We start from the raw sequence: 18,534 nt of genomic DNA on the forward strand, positions 1-18,534 counted from the left end.
CAGCAGAACGGGGGAGGCATAGGCCGTAGCAGGTGTACACCGCAATGGGAGCCCTGCTCGCAGCGTGCAGCTGGACCCTGTAAACAAGCAAAGGCCGCACCCGATCAGGTGCGGCCTTTGCTGTTAGTAGAGATATGAGCTAATCTGTTACTCTTTTCTACCTGCTACAGTAGTATATAAGTCATCTGGCTGTAAATACTTGTTCGCTAAATCCTGTAGCTCTGGAGCAGTTACGGTACGTACTGTTGTAACGTAATTGTTATAATGCTCTGGAGTTAATTTGTGTAGCGTGATACGCTTATACCTGTCGCATTGATCAAATATGGTAGATATATCGTTGAGGAATTTACCTAACATATAGTTCTTAACTGTTTCCAACTCCTCTTCCGGAACTTGCTCTTGCTGCAGCAACTTTATCTCTTTTAGAACTTCTTCAATTGTGTTATCAGTAACAGCGTAATTAACATCAGTGCCTATATAAAAGATGCTGTCTTGTTCTTTAGGAGATACCACAGAATGTATACCGTAAGTATAACCTTTGTCTTCACGGATATTGCGCATCAACCTAGAGCCAAAGTATCCACCGAAGATTTCATTTAAGACAAGTAGCTTATGGTAATCTGCATGATCAATTTTAGGGAAACGCTTACCTATTCTGATAGATGATTGAAGGCTATCAGCCACCGATACCAACTTAAACTTATCTTTAGCAGAAGAAACCTCTTCTAAATTAGTAGTGGCTGATGCGGCGGATGGTTGAAGCTGTAGGCTGGAAATCTCGTTTTCGAGTTGCAACTGCAGTACGTCATCAATTGCACCACAGGCAAATACTTCCAGTTCCTGTGTCACGAATCTTTTGCGATAGAATGCCTCTACTTCTTCTTTTGTGATTGCTTCTAAAATTCCCTCATCAAATCCAAAAGTATAAGGATAGCTACTGCCGTACACTTGTTGGGTAAAAGCATGAGTGGCCAAATAATTGTTTTTCTGGCGCTGTACCTTTAGCGACTGAGAAGTACGCTGCTTGAGCAGGTTAAATTCTTCTTCCGGAAATGCAGGATTTTGAAGTACATCCAATACAAGCGCAAGTAAATCTGAAGTATACTTTGCCAGGCAGTAAAGCGTGAATTCTGAACGGTCATAACCGTGGTTGTTCTCCAAGGAGGCGCCATAAAATCCTACCTTATCCGCAATTTGCTTGGCTGTGTGATTTATGGATCCTTCCAGAAGCATTTTAGCTGCTAAATCTGAAGTGCCTTTTTTTTCTTCGTACCACTTACCGGCTTTAAAAACAAAATCCAGCCTGACAACAGGCTGGGTTTCGCTTTTTATTAAATGCAGTCGGGCTCCGTTGCTTAGGTGAGTTACCTCGGCTATCTGGATGCTGACGGCATCTATTTCATATGTTTCAGGAGCTTTTGATCTATCAAGCATTCTTTAAATGTATTTATTATTCCAAGTTAAGGGCAAGCGTAAAGCGCCAAGTATCGGCTAGCGGGTTGCCCTGATCATTCGGGATGAGGTATGCGGCATCTAGGCCAAACTTTTGATAGCGAATACCCAAACCAGCTGAGAAATATTTTCTTCCGCCTTTATCAGGGTGCTCGTAGAAGTAACCTACACGTGCCGCAAACAACTCATTATACCAGTACTCTACTCCTGTCGAAAGGTTTACCTCTTTCAGCTCTTCGCTGGCACCGCCTTCGGCATCTCCGAAAGATGAAAAAATACCACCAATTACACTTTGGTCTGTGTCGCCGCCCGGAGATGGCACCAGAAGCTTGTTGGCATCCAGTAAGAAGGTAAGAGAGTTGTAGGCATCCAAGTTATACTTTAGAGCTGTACCAAGTTTCAGGTTTGTAGGCAAGAAGCTCTTGTCTTCATCCTCAGAGTAAGCAATTTTACCCCCGATGTTAGATATGTTTGCACCTAAAGCCAAGTTTAAGTTTTGGCTTAGATCTTTGTTATAGTATACACCTACATCAACAGCAGCTGTGTTACCCGGCTGAGACTCTGTGTTGCTGCCGCTCACGTTAACGTCGCCGGCAAGGTTGGAGTGTATGAAACGCGCAGAAATACCCACGCTGAAATTCTCGCTCAGGGCCTGACCGTAAGAAACAGCCACTGCATACTCTTTCGGGTTATAGTTTTGAAGTGGGTTTTGCTGCGCATCTATAAACTGAATCTCACCTAAATCAAAGTACATGAGGGAAACAGAGATAGCAGAAGTCTCATTTAGCTTTTTATACCCTGACAGGTAATTAAGCGACATGTCGTCAACAATGTTACTCAGCCAAGGAGAGTATGAAAAAGAAACGCTTAAATCGTTCTGTACAAAACCAAGCTTAGCAGGGTTCCAGTAAGATGCGTTGGCATCGGGCGATGCAGCCACACCAGCATCACCTAAAGCTGCTGCGCGCGAATCCGGGCCAACAGTAAGGATCGGAACCGCAGTGGTAACTGCGTTAAGATCAGAGCCTGTAGAAGTAGCAGGCGGTGGCGTCTGTTGTGCAAAAGCAGCTGGCGCTGAAATTAAGGCGAACGCTAAGGCGGCGGCCTTCAGTATCTTACTATTTTTCTGCATATGAAGGGTATTGATAGCTATATCAAATATAGAAAATATGTACTACTATTCTATTTTATAATTACAAGTTTCTGAAACTTGGTGGCTTTAGCGCCATCCACCAGCGACTGCACATTTACTCTATAAAGATAAACGCCACGTGCCAGCACATCATTGTGTTCATCCCGGCCATCCCACGATATTTCTGCCACACGCGTTCTGCTTCCATAAATCATGGTTTGCAAAGTTTTTACCAGCTTACCTGATATGTCTAAGATCTGCACTTGAATCTCAAGGTCTTCGCCGGCTCTGTTATGGTCAAAAAGAAATGTGGTTTCAGTTGAGAACGGGTTTGGGAAGTTTGCTACATGCTCTAACGCAATATCGACATCATTAGATACATAAAATTCTATATATGCCTCTGCTGAGTTATTGTGTGTATCCCAGGCCTTGAGGCGGAGAGTGTGAGGCCCAGGCTCCAAATCCTTTAAAGTATACTTTACCTCGCCTTCCTGATAACTGGTTGGTGCCGATGTATAATAATCGTTTAGTACAACTAAGCTAGTCTGTTCCTCATCCAGCAAAGCTGTAATCTCGTGGCCAATACCTATACCTGCCGAGTTAATGCCATTCTCATCAAAAAGCTTGGCCAGCAGAGTTGTGGTCTGGCCGGTTGTTCCTCCAGACACAAAAGAGTCATCATCCATATATAATTTAACAGATGGTGGTGTATTGTCGGTAGGTGCGTTTTTGGCTGTGCCTCCAATTACAACTTCCTGATTTGCTCCCATGGCGTCTTGGGTGTTGTTGCTGGCGTAGATGCTTATTTTGCCTTGGCCAAAAGGGTAAGCGATGTCCTTGGGCACCACAAAGCTCACCTCAAACAGCCCCTGTTGTACACTGGCTCTGCCATCGTAAAGTGTGTTTTCGCGCACCTGCACTGGCTGTTTGGGACTTTTTTCGTCGCCTTGGGTATAGAGCATTGTTGGCTTTTCATAGACTTTCAGGTGCAGCTCGCCGGAGAAGTTGCTGGCAAGGTTGCCCTCGGGTGTCTGCACCTGCCCCTGCAGCTTTATCTTGCTTAGGGCGCTGATTGTATCAAAAGGAGCCTGCTTCTCATTTATACTTGTAATAACAGTTTCCAGCTTAGGGTAGGCCAGTTGCATAGAAGGGTCGGAGAGGAGGGTGAAGTTACGGTTGTTCACGCCTTTAGAGCCGCTTACGTTATCTGTAATGCTGTTATTCTTGGTTAGCATCATCACATCGCCGAGGCGTGGCATACGGCCGTTTACAGGTGTAAAGGCTGTGCTAAAGAAATTCCGGTTAAGTATGCGGTTGCCATTAGAGTAAACAGGCCGGGTTGTGGTAAGCAGGCCAACAGCGCCTCCATACGTGTGCAGTAGCGCCTGCTCCGCTCCAGATGGTTTGCCTGGGTCATCGTAGCGGCCAAACTCGCAGGTGGCGGTAAGCAGAAACGTCAGGTTATCCTTATTTTTCCAGCTGTTGATTTGGGGCAGCGTAAGCACCTGTTCAGATGCCCAGCTTACTTCGTTTCCGTGGCCGGTGTAGTTGGTGATAAGGGAGCCCTGCTCAATGGCTTTGTCTAAAGCTGCGGAAGCAGCAGGTACGCGCTGCCCGTTTGCCACTGCCTGCTGCTGATACAGGTCTATGTATACTTTGTTAGGGTTATACTTGGGGTGATTTTCTATCAGGTAATTGCTTAGGAATTCGGCATCGTTTTGGTGCTCGTTGTAATCGGCATCATCGGCAACAAACGTTACTCTGCTGCGCCAGCTGCCAAAGTGGCTCGGGCTATCATAGTTAATGATTTTATTGACAAGAGTGGCTGCTTCAGTTGTAGTTGCTGCCGGAAGCCTGCCGATACCAATGTCCAGCAAGTGATCTCCTTGTACGTTCTCAGCCCATTCGCCTTCTTCTTCATCCAGAAAGCCATAATAATCTTCTGAGCTGTAGCTGGTAATCGGGTGCAGAGACTCACGCGACTCATAGACAGGTACAAAATTCGTGTTGCTGCGGATGCGGTCTTTATAATCGTAGGAGGCATCGCCGAAAAGCAGCAGGTACATCACATCGCCACTGGATTTGCTGCTACGGCTGTAGAGCATGCGCATAAAATCACGAATGGCTGTAACGTCTTGTGCGCCAGATGAAAACTCGTTGAATACCTGTTGGGTGGTAACTACCTGTACTTCCATGTTGCTGTGCTGCGCACGGTGGTTTGCCAACCTGTTTGCCTCCTGCAGAAAGGCCGGGTGTGTCACGATAACAAAATCGAGGGAGCCGCCTTGGTTGAGGCTGTGCAGGTTCTGGTTCTCTACATGGCCAGCCGCAATGGGTTTTTGGCTGATGCTGCCGCTCTGGAACACAACAAACTCGCGCAGCTCCGCTGTAGCCGTGGTAAAACTCCCGTTGCTGTGCTGCTGCGCCACTGGCTGTGTTGGGTTGGTTACATCCCAAACAGTAGCGCTGGCAGGAGCGCCGGCAATCGTAAAGCTGCTAATTGGCTGGTTTATACTTTGGGTAGAGCGGAAGGAGGTTTGCTCGCCATAGAGCTTTAGCTTCCGCTGATAGTGCAGCTCCAGGTAATTCAGGTAGCCCATGGCTGTGGGGCTGCCGCCGGGGTTAAAATTAAGTGTAATGTTATACTCGCTGCTGTTGCCTAGCTGCTGCTGGTTTATAGTATAAGTTTTTGTGCTGTTTACCCCCCTCAGGTGATATTGATAATTAGGGTCCGGGTGATAGCCGCGCCCAGGGATATCTTGAGAGCCGAGTGTCTGGTTGTTAAGCTGAACTGTGAAACTGCTGCTGGATGGAGCGTTCGCCATCAAGGCCGCCTCCAGCTTTACCTCAGATCCTGCCACTATATCTGAAACAAGGAAATTAAAGCTACGCGATGTCTGGAGCGTGCTGAACTCCTCTCCGTACCACTCCCTGCCCGAAAACACCATGTTTTTCAGGTCCTTCTCATAGTATAGCCGCTCGTTATAGCTTGTTATAATTTGTCCGGTGCCTGCTGCCTGACCTCGTGCAGCTACCCGGCTGCCAGGGCTATGGTTAATTCTCAGGAAGTAGTAAGCTGTGTCGGAGTAGACGTTATAGACGTGCTTAAATTGTTGTGTAGCGGCGTCATGCTGCCAGGTGTGCGGGCCTTGAGCGTAAAACAGCACATAATCGTCGTCATCAAACTTGCCGTCTTCTTCACCTATAACAGTGATGACATTTTCCTGCAGGTCATTGGGGCGGGGGGCGCTGTTGGGCTGGGGCAGCATGCCGCCTCCGTTGCCGTAAAGCTGTATTTTTTTGGGGTCTATACTTTGGGTGCTGATGCCCAGGGACTGCAGTACGGCTTTATCAATTTTGTGTACACCGCTCTCTGTTACGGCCAGTTTATACCACTCGCCGGTGCTAAGTACAGATTGATTGGGAAAAGAAGTGGGGGCAGTAGGCTGTGCGGTAGCGTTTGTCAGGCAGGTGAGCAGACAAAGAACGCATGCATAAACCAATCGCTTGGGCCACATCATAGGCAAGTATAAAATAATGAAAAGCTGCCCACCATACTACAAGTATAGGCAGGCAGCATTTTTATGCTTAACAAAGATACGGCTAAAATATTGAAATAGAGGTAGCTTTTATACTTGCTTCAGCTCAAAAGTATAAGACTCCATGATCAGGTTAGCCAACAGCTTGCTACAAGCCTTCTCTACCTTCTCACGCGCTATCTCCTCCGTCTCCGCCTCCAGGTTCAGGGTAATGTGTTTTCCGATACGCACATCGTCCACTTGGTCCAGGCCAAGGTGCTCCAGACCTAATAGTACGGCTTTGCCTTGTGGGTCAAGTAACTCAGGGCGGGGCATTACGTCAATTTCAGCAACAAATTTCATGATGTATGGGATGTTTTTTTAACAATAGACAAAAGTACGTACAGCAGAATAATCAGCGGTATGGCTGCGAATTTAAGCATAGCTGCCAAGATAACCGATAAGCCCAGGAAAATAAAGCGGATAGAATTATCCCGCCACGTAAAGTTCTTGAACTTAAGAGCAAAAAGCGGCAGCTCGGCCACCAGCAGGAAAGACAGTAAAACCGTTAGCCCCAGCAGTACCGGCTGGTTCAGGATGATCTCGAAAGCCACAAGGCCCTCCGTCTCCAGTATCAGCGGCAGCGAAGCCACAAAAAGGGTGCAGGCAGGTGTCGGCAAACCGATAAATGAGGTCGTCTGGCGGGTATCGATATTAAATTTAGCCAGGCGCAGCGCCGAAAATATCGTGATCAGGAAGCCGAAAAAAGGCAGCACATCAGCAGGAATACCTAAAAGCGGTGCCTCCAGGCGGTGCAGCAGCATAAACATTACCGTGCCCGGCACCACGCCAAAAGACACCATGTCGGCTAAAGAGTCCAGCTGCTTGCCAATTTCGGAGTAAGCGTGCATCAGTCGGGCCACCATCCCGTCCAAAAAATCGAACACGGCGGCAATGCCTACCAGGTAAGCGGTAATTACCAACTCTCCTTTAAAAGCAAAGTACAGGGCCAGGCAACCAGAAAACAGGTTAAGGCAGGTGATGGCGTTCGGGATATGTTTTTTCATGCAGGCGTGTGGCGGCAGAAATGGCTACCGCAGAAACGGGTTATACTTTTTCTCGTAACCGATAGTGGTCTCCGGGCCGTGGCCAGGATAAACCGTCACCTCGTCGGGCAGCGTGAAAAGCTTGTTTTTTATACTTTGGATGAGCGTGTCGAAGTCGCCTCCGGGCAGGTCGGTGCGTCCAATGCTGCCCTGAAACAGTACATCGCCTCCTAATACGGTTTTATCAGCTTTGTTGTAAAATACCACATGGCCCGGCGCATGGCCCGGCGCAAAAATGACCTCCAGCTCCGTGTTGCCGAATTTTATACTTTCACCCTCCTTTAAATAAGAAGCCGGCAGCTGCTCCGCGTACAACGGAAAGCCATAGTTAGAGGCATAGGTTGGTACGGCACGCAAAACCTGCTCGTCTTCCTGGTGTATCTCCAGGCCTACGTGATAAGTGTCGGCTACAAACTTATTGCCCAGCACGTGGTCTATGTGGCAGTGGGTGTTTAGCAGGCGCACTACCTTCAGGCCATTCTCCTCTATATACTTTTTGAGCTGCTCCTGCTCCCGCCGCTCGTAGCAGCCGGGGTCTACCACCACACACTCCTTAGTATCGTCGTGCAGCAGGTACGTGTTCTCCTGAAACGGGTTAAATGTAAGGCAGGTAACATTCATAGCTTTCTCTTCTGATGATTGGGTAAGCGCAAAATCGTGGCTCTAAGTTACTAATTTACGCGGTACATCTCGTAACTTGCCCTTATGAAATACGATTTTATAGTAGTAGGGCACGGCCTGGCTGGCGCTATTCTAAGCTATACTTTACGCAAGCAGGGCCGCCGCGTGCTGGTAATAGACGAGCCTCGGGCAAGCGCCGCCTCACGCGTGGCAGCCGGTTTACTGAACCCTGTGGCGGGCAAGCGCTTTGCCAAATCCTGGCTGGCCGATACGTTTATACCTGCCGCCGATGCCTTTTACGATGAGTTGGAGGTGCACTTTGGGCGTCAGTTGTTCATCCATAAACCTATCTATAAGATCTTTTCTTCCATAGAAGAGCAAAATACCTGGATGGCTAAGAGTGCCGATTCCAGCTGGGGAGACTATATTCTGGACACGCATACCCAAAGTATACACCAGCCGGATATCGACGACCCTTACGGCGGAATCATGATTGGGCGGGGCGGGTACCTGCAGGTAGCCGAAATGCTGGACCTGCTGACGCAGGAGCTGCTGGAGCAAAAAATGATGCTGCCGGAGCGGTTTGATGTGGAGCAGCTGCAACTAACGGAGGGCGGTGTGCGCTATAAGGACGCAGAAGCTGCGCATCTTATTTTCTGCGAAGGGTTTCAGGTGGTGAATAACCCATACTTTAAGTGGTTGCCGATACAGCCCACCAAAGGCGAGGTGCTGGAAGTGCAGACGGAGAATTACGACCCGGAATGCATCTATAACAAAGCTGTTTACGTTGTTCCGGTAGGAGATGGGCGTTTTAAGATTGGGGCTACCTATAACTGGCGCCAACCCGACGAAGAGCCTACGCCTCAGGGCCAGGAAGAACTCGCAGAGCGCTTCGGGCAGATTACCACACAGCCGTTTCATGTAACAGGGCACTGGGCAGGTATAAGGCCCGCCGTGCGTGACCGACGCCCGCTGGCTGGCACGCACCCGCAGTTTGCGCAGTTAAGCGTGTTTAATGGCATGGGTTCAAAAGGCGTTTTAATGGCTCCTTACCTGGCTCAGCGCTTTGCCGCCGCACTTGCCGGTACAGAAGAGGTAATGCCGGAGATACACATTTTAAGATATTTATCGTTATATTACGACTACATAAATCAACAAAACCAGCAACTCTAAGCGCATGCGTTTTTCCATAAGATTTTTACCACTGTTCGTCCTTTGCCTGCTGGCGGCCTCTGCCTTACAGGCGCAGCCAAACGTAGATGCGTTCGGCAAGAGCCGGATACAGTATAAGAACTTTGACTGGAAGCTTTACAGCACCCAAAATTTTAACGTATACTTCTACCAGAACGGGCAGGAGCAAGCTGTAAATGCAGCCGCATACGCAGAGCGGGAACTGAAGCGCATAACCAGCCTGATCGGCTATTATCCTTACTCCAAAATCACACTCATACTTTACAACTCACCCTCTGACTTGCTGCAGAGCAACATCGGCCTTGACAACGACCAGTACCAGACCGGCGGCGAAACCCTCTTCATGAAGAGTAAGATTGAAGTGGCCTATGGAGGAGCTCAGACGGAGTTTAAGCATGACCTGAACTACCAGCTGACTGAGCTGCTGATGAACGACATGATGTATGGCGGCAGCTTAAAAGAAGCCCTGCAAAGCAGCTACCTGTTGCGCCTGCCCGAGTGGTTTATTGCCGGCGTGTCGGCATATACGTCAGAAGGCTGGAGCCTGGAGATGGACAGCTTTATGCGGGATATGCTCCTGAAGCAACAAGGGAACCCACGCCCCGAAAAGGTGTTCGCCAAGAGCCCTAAACTAGCCGGACAAAGCGTTTGGAACTACATTGCAGAGCGCTACGGCTACACCGCCATCCAAAATATCCTGAACTTGACCCGCATTACCCGCGACGTAGAGATAGGTATTACCAGCAGTCTGAACATCCCTTACAAACGTTTTCTGCAGGATTGGTATAACTACTATATGCAGATAAACACCAGCTCCGAAAGCCCGCTGGTGCAACTGCCCGAAGGAGCGAAACTGTTTAAGAAGAACAAGGAAAGCCACTACTACGGCAAACCGGTCCTGAACCAGGACGGCACGCTACTGGCCTACGTGAAAAACGACAACGGTATTTTCAAGGTATTTGTGCAGGATGTGCGGAGTGGCAAAGACCGTGTAGTATGGCGGGCTGGCTACAAGAACCTGGATCAGCGCGTAGACTTTGACATGCCTGTACTGGCCTGGCGAACAAACTCGCAGTTAGGTTTAATAGAATCCAGAAGAGGCAAGGTTGTGCTGCGCCAGGTAAATGCCCGCAGCAGCTACTCGTTTATACCTTTCTATGAGAACCTCGTGACGCCCGCAGCCACGCTAGAGCAGTTTGTGCACATTAACGGAATGGATTATTCTGAAGATGGGCAGTCCATAGTGGTGAGTGCTGTGCGTAACGGACAGACAGATTTGTTTTTGCTTGGAGCCAACGGACGGCTGCAGCGGCAGCTCACCAACGATATTTTTGATGATATAGACCCTGTCTACCTGCGCAACAACCAAGGGATCGCCTTCAGCTCTAACCGCTGGGATGATACAACAAGTAACGCATCGCAGCCCACTTTTAACAGCATCGTCAATAACTTCGATATCTTCTTGCTGCAGCAGCAGGGGGCGGATAACAACATTCGGCAATTAACCAGCTCCATTGCCAGCGAAACAAAGCCACGCCCTACCGCTGATGGCAACTTGGTATACTTAGGCGAGGCAAGCGGCATCCGGAGTGTGTACCGCTACGACCTTAGCACCGGCACCAGCACGCCTGTTACAAACTTTCTGCAGAATATAGAGCAGTTTGACTATGTGCCAGCTGCCAATGTGCTGGCGGTGGTAGCCCGCGACGAAGGAAATCGTTTTGTGTACCTGTTGCCGAACTATGAACCTGCCGCCTTAGAGGAGTTGCCACAGACTTCACGCCAGATCATACTTGAAACCCGCGCCCGAACCAGCCAGGAAGCCGCCGCCGCTGCCACACGGCGCAGGCTGCTGGAGCAGGAAAAAAGAACGCAGAGCAGCAACGTACGCGAAGATGGCGAGATAAATATTGAGGATTACGAATTTAATGATGCCCAGCGGCAGGCCCAGCAGCAGAAGCGTAATTCAGCTCCTGTGCGCAGAGCCAGCAGCGGTAACAGCAGTGTAGACCTGTTAGGCCCGTTGGATTATGACCTGCGCTTTAGTGTGCAGGAAATCATTACCTCTGTGCATGCAGATCCTTTGCTGGGCTTTGGTATAGTGGCAGGTGTAGAGATGGCCGACCTTTTCGAGAACCACCGCATACAGGGTACTGCCTTTATGCGCACCGACTTTGAGACAAGCAACTTCTTTGCCGAGTACATGAACCTGACCAACCGTGTGGATCTGGGAGTGCAGTTTGAGCGCTCTACACTTAGAGGCAGCCTTTTAAACGCACCAGGTTCTATAGTGAACTTTAATAAAAACGAGCTTACACCGGTGCTGAAGTATCCGTTTAGCCACAGCACCAGTCTGCACCTGAAGCCAAAATTCGTGAGCACGCGCTTTACCTACAAAAACGATTTCTCGATACCAGATACTGTAGAAACTTTCTGGGGAGGCAATGTGGAGTTGGTGTACGACAACAGCGTGATAACCGGAGTAAACCAGCGCGAAGGCACCCGTTTTAAAGTAGGCCTGCTGTCTCTGAAAGGTTTTGAAAGCTCGCGGGGCAACTTTAATAAATTTTATGCCGATTTCAGACACTACCTTAAAATACACCGCCAAATTATACTTGCCACCCACGTAAGCTACGGCCGGTTCTTCGGAAACTCAACCAAAAAGTTCCTGATCGGCGGTATGAACAACTGGCTGCTGGCTGATGAGGACGAAGAGGCAGAACTGAACGATGTGCAGGTTAACTCTCCTGCAGACCTGTTTTACCTGGAGTACATCACACCGCTTAGAGGCTTTAACTTTAACGTGCGCAGCGGCAGTAACCATTTGCTGGCCAACGCCGAGCTGCGCATCCCAATTGTGCAGTACCTGTACAACGGGCCAATCGGTTCTGGCTTTTTCCGGAACCTGCAGCTAACAGCCTTTGCCGATGCCGGCTCTGCCTATAGCGGCGCAAATCCTTTCTCAGGGAACAACTCCATCAATACCCGCATTAGTGGCGGCACTACCGGCCAGCTCAATGTAGATAAGTTTGATATTACTGTCATTAACTATCGTAATCCGTTCCTGGTAGGCTACGGTTTTGGTGCGCGCACCACATTGTTGGGCGTGTACGGCAAGCTGGATGTAGCCTGGGGAGAGGAAGAAGATAACCGTGTCGGTCCAAAGTTTTACGTAACACTGGGCTACGACTTCTAAAAACAACCACACCGCATGAACCGCAAAGCCAAACGCTTTGGTCTGGGCACTTTGCTGTTGCTGGGCCTACTGGCAGCCTGGATACACATGGCCGACAAGAATTATGTGTACAAGGCCATTGTGTACAATTTTGCCGATATCGATGACCATACTATTTTCGAGCAGCGCGAGATAGACGCACCGGTTACAGCTCAGCCTTGGCCGCTGGCGCAGAAGTATAACCGGGTGCAGATGCCGCAGGAAATGGAACAACTGCATCAGCAACTGGAATCAGTAGCTTTTCTGGTAGTAAAAGACGACTCTATACTTTACGAGCAGTACTGGGATGGTTATTCGGATGAATCGCTGAGTAATTCTTTTTCCATGGCCAAGAGCATTGTAAGTATGCTGATAGGTGTGGCTATAAAAGAAGGCAAGATTGAAAGTGTAGAGCAGCCGGTAGGAGATTTTCTTCCTGATTTCAAAAAGGGCGATAAGGCAAAAATCAAGCTAAAGCACCTGCTCTGGATGAGCTCTGGCCTGAACTGGGACGAATCTTACAGCAACCCGCTCTCCATGACAACCGAAGCTTATTATGGCTCTGACTTAAGAAAAATTATTAAAAGGCTGGATGCTGTAAAGGAGCCGGGGAAGCAGTGGACCTACAAAAGCGGAGATACGCAAGTGCTGGCCTTTGTGCTGCAAGAGGCGACAGGCCAAAGCCTGAGCAAGTATGCCGAGGAAAAACTCTGGAAGCCGATGGGAGCCGCTCAGGATGCAGAATGGAGCCTGGACCAACCCGATGGCATGGAAAAAGCTTACTGCTGCTTCTTCTCCAATGCCCGCGATTTTGCCCGGTTAGGAAAGCTATACTTGCACAACGGCATCTGGAACGGCGATACTCTGGTGCCGCCTGCTTATGTGCAAGCGTCTCTCACACCCAATGGTTTAACCAAAGCCTCTGATGGCGAGCAAGTGGACTTCTACGGATACCAATGGTGGCTGATGCCAAAGTATAAAGGGCAGGAGATTTTTTACGCTCGAGGTATACTTGGGCAGTACATTATTGTAATACCAGAAAAGAACATCGTAATTGTGCGGCTCGGCAAGCAACGCGGCGAGCGTATTGGGGAGCACCCAAGCGAGGTGATGGCTATGATTGATGCCGTTAACAAAATGGTGAAATAGCAGGGTATTTCAAATGAAAAGCATTTCATACTTACAAGTATAAAAGTTAAACCCCGCTGCCGTTCATGGTTAGAACAGCAGCGGGGTTTATACTTTGCGCCGGAGTATACTTTACGACAGCTTATCGGTTACGACAGCATAATGCGGGTCTTCCAGAATATTTACATCTATCACCTGCTCTGCGTTTTTAAGCAGTATCCTGCAGTCTTCGCTTAAGTGCTTTAGGTGGAGTTTTTTGCCCGCGTTTTGGTAGCGCTCTGTTAACTTGTTCAGCGCATCAATCCCCGACATATCAGCCACCCGGCTTTCCCGGAAATCGACAACAACCTCTTCAGGATCATTCAGAACATCAAATTTTTCGGAGAAAGCCGTAACGGAGCCGAAAAAGAGAGGGCCGAAAATCTCATAGTGTTTCACCCCTTTTTCGTCCAGGTGCTTTCTGGCTCTGATGCGTTTGGCACTTTCCCAGGCAAATACCAAAGCAGAAATAATGACTCCTATCAGTACCGCCAAAGCAAGGTTGTGCAGCCAGATAGTAATAGCGGCTACCAATATGCCTACAAATACATCTTGCTTCGGCATTTTGTTGATGATCCTGAAACTGATCCACTCAAACGTTCCGATAGCAACCATAATCATAACGCCTACCAGCGCCGCCATTGGCACCATTTCGATGATTGGTGCGCCGATAAGTATGATAATCAGTATGGTAAAAGCTGCCACTATACCGGCCAAACGGGCGCGGGCTCCGGCAGAAAGGTTTACCAGTGTTTGTGCAATCATCGCACAGCCTCCCATGCCAAAAAAGAATCCGTTTAGAAGGTTGGCGCTGCCTTGTGCTACGCACTCCCTGTTGCCCTGCCCTCTGGTGGCGGTAATCTCATCCACTAAATTAAGTGTAAGCAAACTTTCTGTCAGGCCTACACCAGCCATAATCAGCGCGTACGGGAAAATAACCTGCAGCATGTTCAGGGTAAGCGGTACTTCCGGTATGTGGAAAGGAGGAAGGCCACCGCTTACTGCGGCAATGTCTGCAACGGTTTTAGTATTGATGCCAAAGCCAAGCACGAGCAGGAAAACCACGATAATAGCTACCAGCGAAGGCGGCACGGCTTTGGTTAACTTAGGCAGCAGCACAATAATGGCGATGGTTAAAGCTACCAGGCCAACCATAATATATAAAGGGCTGCCGGCAAGCCAGGATACGCTGCCGTCTGTCACGGTTTTAAACTGCTCGATCTGCGACATGAAGATGATAACAGCCAAACCGTTCACAAAGCCATACATTACCGGCTGCGGCACCAAACGTATGAACTTGCCAAGCTTGAATATGCCCACCAGAATCTGCAGAATACCTGCCAGTGCCACAGCAGCAAACACATACTCCAGCCCATGAGACTGCATCAGGGCGATAAGTACAACGGCGGTAGCACCTGCTCCGCCTGATACCATGCCTGGCCTGCCGCCAAACACAGCAGTAACCAAACCCATAATAAAAGCAGCATACAGCCCCACCAGAGGAGGGAAACCGGCAAGAATGGCAAATGAGAGCGACTCCGGAACCATTGTCATGGCCACGGTGAGGCCAGCCAGCACTTCAACTTTATAATCGACCTTTTGGCTGAAGTCGAAAAGTCTTAGATATTGTTTCATTTTAAAAGAAGATAAATTTTAGATAAAGCAGACACAACACTTTCATGAAAATGCATTTCTCAGCATCAATATCCTCTCGCCCGGCTGCACCATTGACCTATGGCTGTAGCTTTGGCGGGTATAACACTTCGCCCGCTTCTGCATACATAAGCAGCGGCAGCAGAAAGGTTATATGTGTCTGCAACAAAGCGAGCGCCTGCTGTAAAAGTGGCTTTCGCTTTTGACTTAAAGTATACTAATAAGCATTGGTTCTAGCTGCGGGGCAGAAAGTATAAGTATAAACCTGCAGGGCAGGAGGCTACAATGTGGCTCAAGCCGATAGTAACTTGCCCGTTATCGGCTTCAGGGTGGAGTAAGTGACAGAAATGGTGTAGCTTTTCTCATTGCGGGTGCAAAGGTAAAGTTTTTATTTTAAAAAGAACAGCTGGCCACACTCCTGTAGCCTCTGCCGGTTTTATAAGCGGCTAGAGACGCAAAAAAACAAAGCCGGATAACGGCAGCTGTGGCCATTACCCGGCTTTATATCTTATTCCGGAACGCGGTCTAAATATACTTTTCTAAGCGTTTACTAAGTTCAGGATAGACTCGAAAATGGCGCGGCCATCGGTATTGCCAAGTTCCGGGTCTACTGCCCGCTCTGGGTGCGGCATCATCCCGAATACGTTCTTCTGCTCGTTGCTTACGCCGGCAATGTTTAGCAAACTGCCGTTAATGTTATAGATATCGTGCGTGTCGGCAATGTTGCTGCTGTACTTAAACATAATCTGATCATTGTCTTCCAGCTTGCGCAGCGTTTCCTTATCAGCGTGGTAGCGGCCCTCGCCGTGAGCAACTGGTATTTTGTAGGCCTTGTCCGGGTCCAGGTGGCGCGTTGGCAGCAGGCTGGTAGAAACAGGCTTAATGTATACGTTGTCGCAGATAAACTTCTGGTTGGCGTTGCGTAGCAGAGCGCCGGGCAGTAAACCTGCCTCCGTCAGTATCTGAAAACCGTTGCAGATGCCCATTACATAGCCGCCTTTGTTGGCGTGCTGCACCACTTCCTGCATAATAGGAGAGAAGCGCGCAATGGCACCGGAGCGCAGGTAGTCGCCGTAAGAGAAGCCACCTGGCAGCAAAACAAAATCAACTCCTTGCAAATCGTGGTCTTTATGCCACAGCTTTACGCATTCTTGCCCCATGCCAAGGCTTATGGCATCAACAAGGTCTTGGTCGCAGTTGGACCCCGGGAAAACGACTACACCAAATTTCATGGTTCAAAGTTAAGTAATTTATACTTGGGCTGCACACATTATCAGCGGCTTTTAAGAGCTTTAGCGGCGCTTGCTGCGCAAATTTGAATAATTATACCTAATTTGCCAAGGTATCATTTAGTAAAGAGCTTATGTTGCAGTCTATGACAGGCTTTGGCAGTGCCCGCCTCGATGCCGACCAGTATAGTATCTCCGTAGAAATCCGATCGCTTAACTCCAAGAGCATGGACCTGAGCGTGCGCACCCCAAAAGTACTTTCTGATAAAGAGTACGAGATCCGGAACATGGTGCAAAAGGTACTGGTGCGCGGTAAAGTGAGCGTTAACGTGGAGTTCTCAAAGAACAAAACGCAGAAGGCGCGCAATACTGTGAACAAAGACCTCTTAAAGGCATACTACACGGACCTGAGCGAGGTGGCCGAACAACTGGGAGCCGACAAAGGAGAACTGTTCAGGCTGGCGCTGCACATGCCAGAGGTGTTGCAGCAGGAGGAGCAGGACGGAGAAACCGCTGAGGCAGAATGGAACCTGGTGCAGCCGCTTATGCAGGAGGCGCTACAAAGTATAAATACCTTCAGGGCCGATGAGGGCAAGGCGCTTACAGCCGAAATTATGTCGTACATAGACCGTATCCGTATCCTACTGGCCGAGATAGAAAAGCACGACCCGGTTCGGATGGAGCATATCCGTACGCGCATCCGTGGCCATTTGGCTGAAATATCAACTTCTGAGCACTTCGATAAAAACAGATTTGAGCAGGAGATGATCTACTATATGGAGAAGCTTGATATTGCGGAGGAAAAAGTACGCTTGGTAAACCACCTGCACTATTTTACAGAGACTGTGTACCTGCCTGAGCCAACAGGCAAAAAGCTCGGCTTCATATCGCAGGAGATTGGCCGCGAGATCAACACCATCGGCTCAAAAGCCAACGATGCCACCATACAGCACCATGTGGTAGAGATGAAAGAGGAACTGGAGAAGATTAAAGAGCAGATCAATAATATTCTGTAAATTTAAAGTATAGCACCACAAAACGGCGGGCCCGCTGCAAAACTATTTGCAGCGGGCCCGCCGTTTTTTAGAAAGCAAACGTGTTATTGCTGTATGCTTAAAGCACTGTTATTAATGCCGCTTTGTGTTATAGTGGAGTTGTTTTCGTTGCCCACCTGCAACTGCCCCGCATAATTAAAGTCCCCGCTCTGAGAGACTGAAGCCACATTTAAGTCGCCATACTGCTGGTACTGCTCACTATAGTTATATAAACCATCCTGAGAGGAAGAGATTACGTTTAGAGATCCCACGCCCTGCTCCTGCAGCGCATAGTTTAACATACCTGACTGGTCGATGCTGGCAGTATTTTCATACGCATCATAATATTGCTGCTGCGATGCTTCATTAAGTATACCATCCTGTGAGATGGTGGCTTCGTTGCCAGCGCTAAAATCTGTTTGCTCCTGGCCAGCCATGTTGCTTGTGCCGCTTTGGGTAATAGTAGCTGAGTTAGAGATGCTGTACCAGCTTTGGTACTGCTGCGCATCGTTTCCGCTGCCGGTTTGTGTAATGCTGGCATAGTTATCCAATGAAATTGCATCCTGGCTTTGGTAGGCACTGTTGCTAGAGCCGGATTGCGTAATATAAGCTTGGTTGCCTATACTATAGCTTTGCTGGCTTTGCTCTGCATAGTTGTTGCTAGATGCTACCTCCTGCACAATAACAGCAAGGTTGCCTTCAGATGTACCGTCTATACCGATAGCTTGTGTTTGGTAGGCAATATTATCGCTACCATACTGTGTAACTGCTGCTTCGTTTAAATATCCGGACTGATGTACATCTGCAGTGTTGTTTGTGCTTTGTGCAAATGCTGAACCAGCTGCCAAAGCGAGAGCTGTAGTGAATAATAATGGTTTCTTCATTTTTACTTGGATATTAGTGAGAGGTTTAAAATGATTTACAAACGCAATATACTAATATTAATTGTAATAGTTACATATCTTAATAGTTTATTATAAATAAATCATTAAGTAATTGACTTTAATACATACATATATAAGATCACTAGTAAAACATTTTATATATTAGGATTTAATATATATTTATTTGAATAATTGTTAAAAAAAATCTAATCATTTTTTTTAAGCCTCCGTAAAACACCCAATAATTTAAATTTATTTATAGCTTATATGCTAAAATATAGCAATAGCATCAGCTGCTCTTCCTGTTTTTAAACTATTTCTAACCATAAACCT

At 48.3% G+C, this 18,534-nt stretch carries 13 protein-coding genes; 4 read left to right on the plus strand and 9 right to left on the minus strand.

Annotation, left to right across the window (positions count from 1 at the left end):
• Positions 1-147 precede the first annotated feature (147 nt).
• The 6 genes from Q1B04_RS04740 to Q1B04_RS04765 all read right to left on the minus strand — a co-directional run bounded on the left by Q1B04_RS04740 (position 148) and on the right by Q1B04_RS04765 (position 7,829).
• Complete coding sequence (locus Q1B04_RS04740; protein ID WP_299756216.1) at positions 148-1,434, minus strand: pitrilysin family protein; 1,287 nt, start codon at positions 1,432-1,434, stop codon at positions 148-150.
• 16 nt (positions 1,435-1,450) lie between these two features.
• The gene (gene porV, locus Q1B04_RS04745; protein WP_299756218.1) at positions 1,451-2,584 is read right to left on the minus strand and encodes a type IX secretion system outer membrane channel protein PorV; all 1,134 of its coding nucleotides are present in this window, start codon (positions 2,582-2,584) and stop codon (positions 1,451-1,453) included.
• 50 nt (positions 2,585-2,634) lie between these two features.
• Positions 2,635-6,105, minus strand: coding sequence for a type IX secretion system sortase PorU (gene porU / locus Q1B04_RS04750; protein WP_299756221.1), 3,471 nt, complete (start codon positions 6,103-6,105; stop codon positions 2,635-2,637).
• A 108-nt stretch (positions 6,106-6,213) separates the two neighbouring features.
• Positions 6,214-6,465, minus strand: a complete 252-nt coding sequence (purS, locus tag Q1B04_RS04755) for a phosphoribosylformylglycinamidine synthase subunit PurS (protein ID WP_299756224.1) — start codon at positions 6,463-6,465, stop codon at positions 6,214-6,216.
• Positions 6,462-7,169, minus strand: coding sequence for a CDP-diacylglycerol--serine O-phosphatidyltransferase (gene pssA, locus Q1B04_RS04760; protein ID WP_299756226.1), 708 nt, complete (start codon positions 7,167-7,169; stop codon positions 6,462-6,464). The genes purS and pssA overlap by 4 nt, the downstream gene beginning before the upstream one ends.
• Positions 7,170-7,193: 24 nt before the next feature.
• Positions 7,194-7,829, minus strand: coding sequence for an MBL fold metallo-hydrolase (locus Q1B04_RS04765; RefSeq protein ID WP_299756228.1), 636 nt, complete (start codon positions 7,827-7,829; stop codon positions 7,194-7,196).
• 84 nt (positions 7,830-7,913) lie between these two features.
• On the opposite strand from Q1B04_RS04765, the gene Q1B04_RS04770 reads away from it, so the two are divergent.
• The 3 genes from Q1B04_RS04770 to Q1B04_RS04780 are packed head-to-tail and all read left to right on the plus strand — an operon-like array spanning position 7,914 to position 13,383.
• Complete coding sequence (locus tag Q1B04_RS04770) at positions 7,914-9,002, plus strand: FAD-dependent oxidoreductase (RefSeq protein ID WP_299756231.1); 1,089 nt, start codon at positions 7,914-7,916, stop codon at positions 9,000-9,002.
• Positions 9,003-9,006: 4 nt separating this feature from the next.
• Positions 9,007-12,216: a hypothetical protein gene (locus Q1B04_RS04775; RefSeq protein WP_299756234.1), complete on the plus strand. Its 3,210-nt coding sequence runs from the start codon at positions 9,007-9,009 to the stop codon at positions 12,214-12,216.
• A 15-nt stretch (positions 12,217-12,231) separates the two neighbouring features.
• Positions 12,232-13,383: a serine hydrolase gene (locus Q1B04_RS04780; RefSeq protein ID WP_299756237.1), complete on the plus strand. Its 1,152-nt coding sequence runs from the start codon at positions 12,232-12,234 to the stop codon at positions 13,381-13,383.
• Between the two features lie 111 nt (positions 13,384-13,494).
• Here Q1B04_RS04780 and Q1B04_RS04785 read toward each other — a convergent pair whose 3' ends face one another.
• Together Q1B04_RS04785 and purQ are read right to left on the minus strand one after the other, a co-directional pair.
• Positions 13,495-15,036 carry a SulP family inorganic anion transporter gene (locus Q1B04_RS04785; RefSeq protein WP_299756239.1) on the minus strand — a complete coding sequence of 514 codons (1,542 nt, stop codon included), beginning with the start codon at positions 15,034-15,036 and terminating at the stop codon, positions 13,495-13,497.
• A 557-nt stretch (positions 15,037-15,593) separates the two neighbouring features.
• A complete protein-coding gene (gene purQ / locus Q1B04_RS04790; RefSeq protein WP_299756241.1) occupies positions 15,594-16,286 on the minus strand; it encodes a phosphoribosylformylglycinamidine synthase subunit PurQ in 693 nt (230 codons plus the stop codon).
• A 131-nt stretch (positions 16,287-16,417) separates the two neighbouring features.
• Between purQ and Q1B04_RS04795 the strand changes: the two genes are divergently transcribed.
• Positions 16,418-17,299, plus strand: coding sequence for a YicC/YloC family endoribonuclease (locus Q1B04_RS04795; protein WP_299756243.1), 882 nt, complete (start codon positions 16,418-16,420; stop codon positions 17,297-17,299).
• 83 nt (positions 17,300-17,382) lie between these two features.
• On the opposite strand, the gene Q1B04_RS04800 is transcribed toward Q1B04_RS04795, so the two are convergent.
• A complete protein-coding gene (locus tag Q1B04_RS04800) occupies positions 17,383-18,201 on the minus strand; it encodes a hypothetical protein (protein WP_299756245.1) in 819 nt (272 codons plus the stop codon).
• Positions 18,202-18,534 lie beyond the last annotated feature (333 nt).

This window comes from uncultured Pontibacter sp. (assembly GCF_947495565.1).
Taxonomy (GTDB): Bacteria; Bacteroidota; Bacteroidia; order Cytophagales; family Hymenobacteraceae; genus Pontibacter.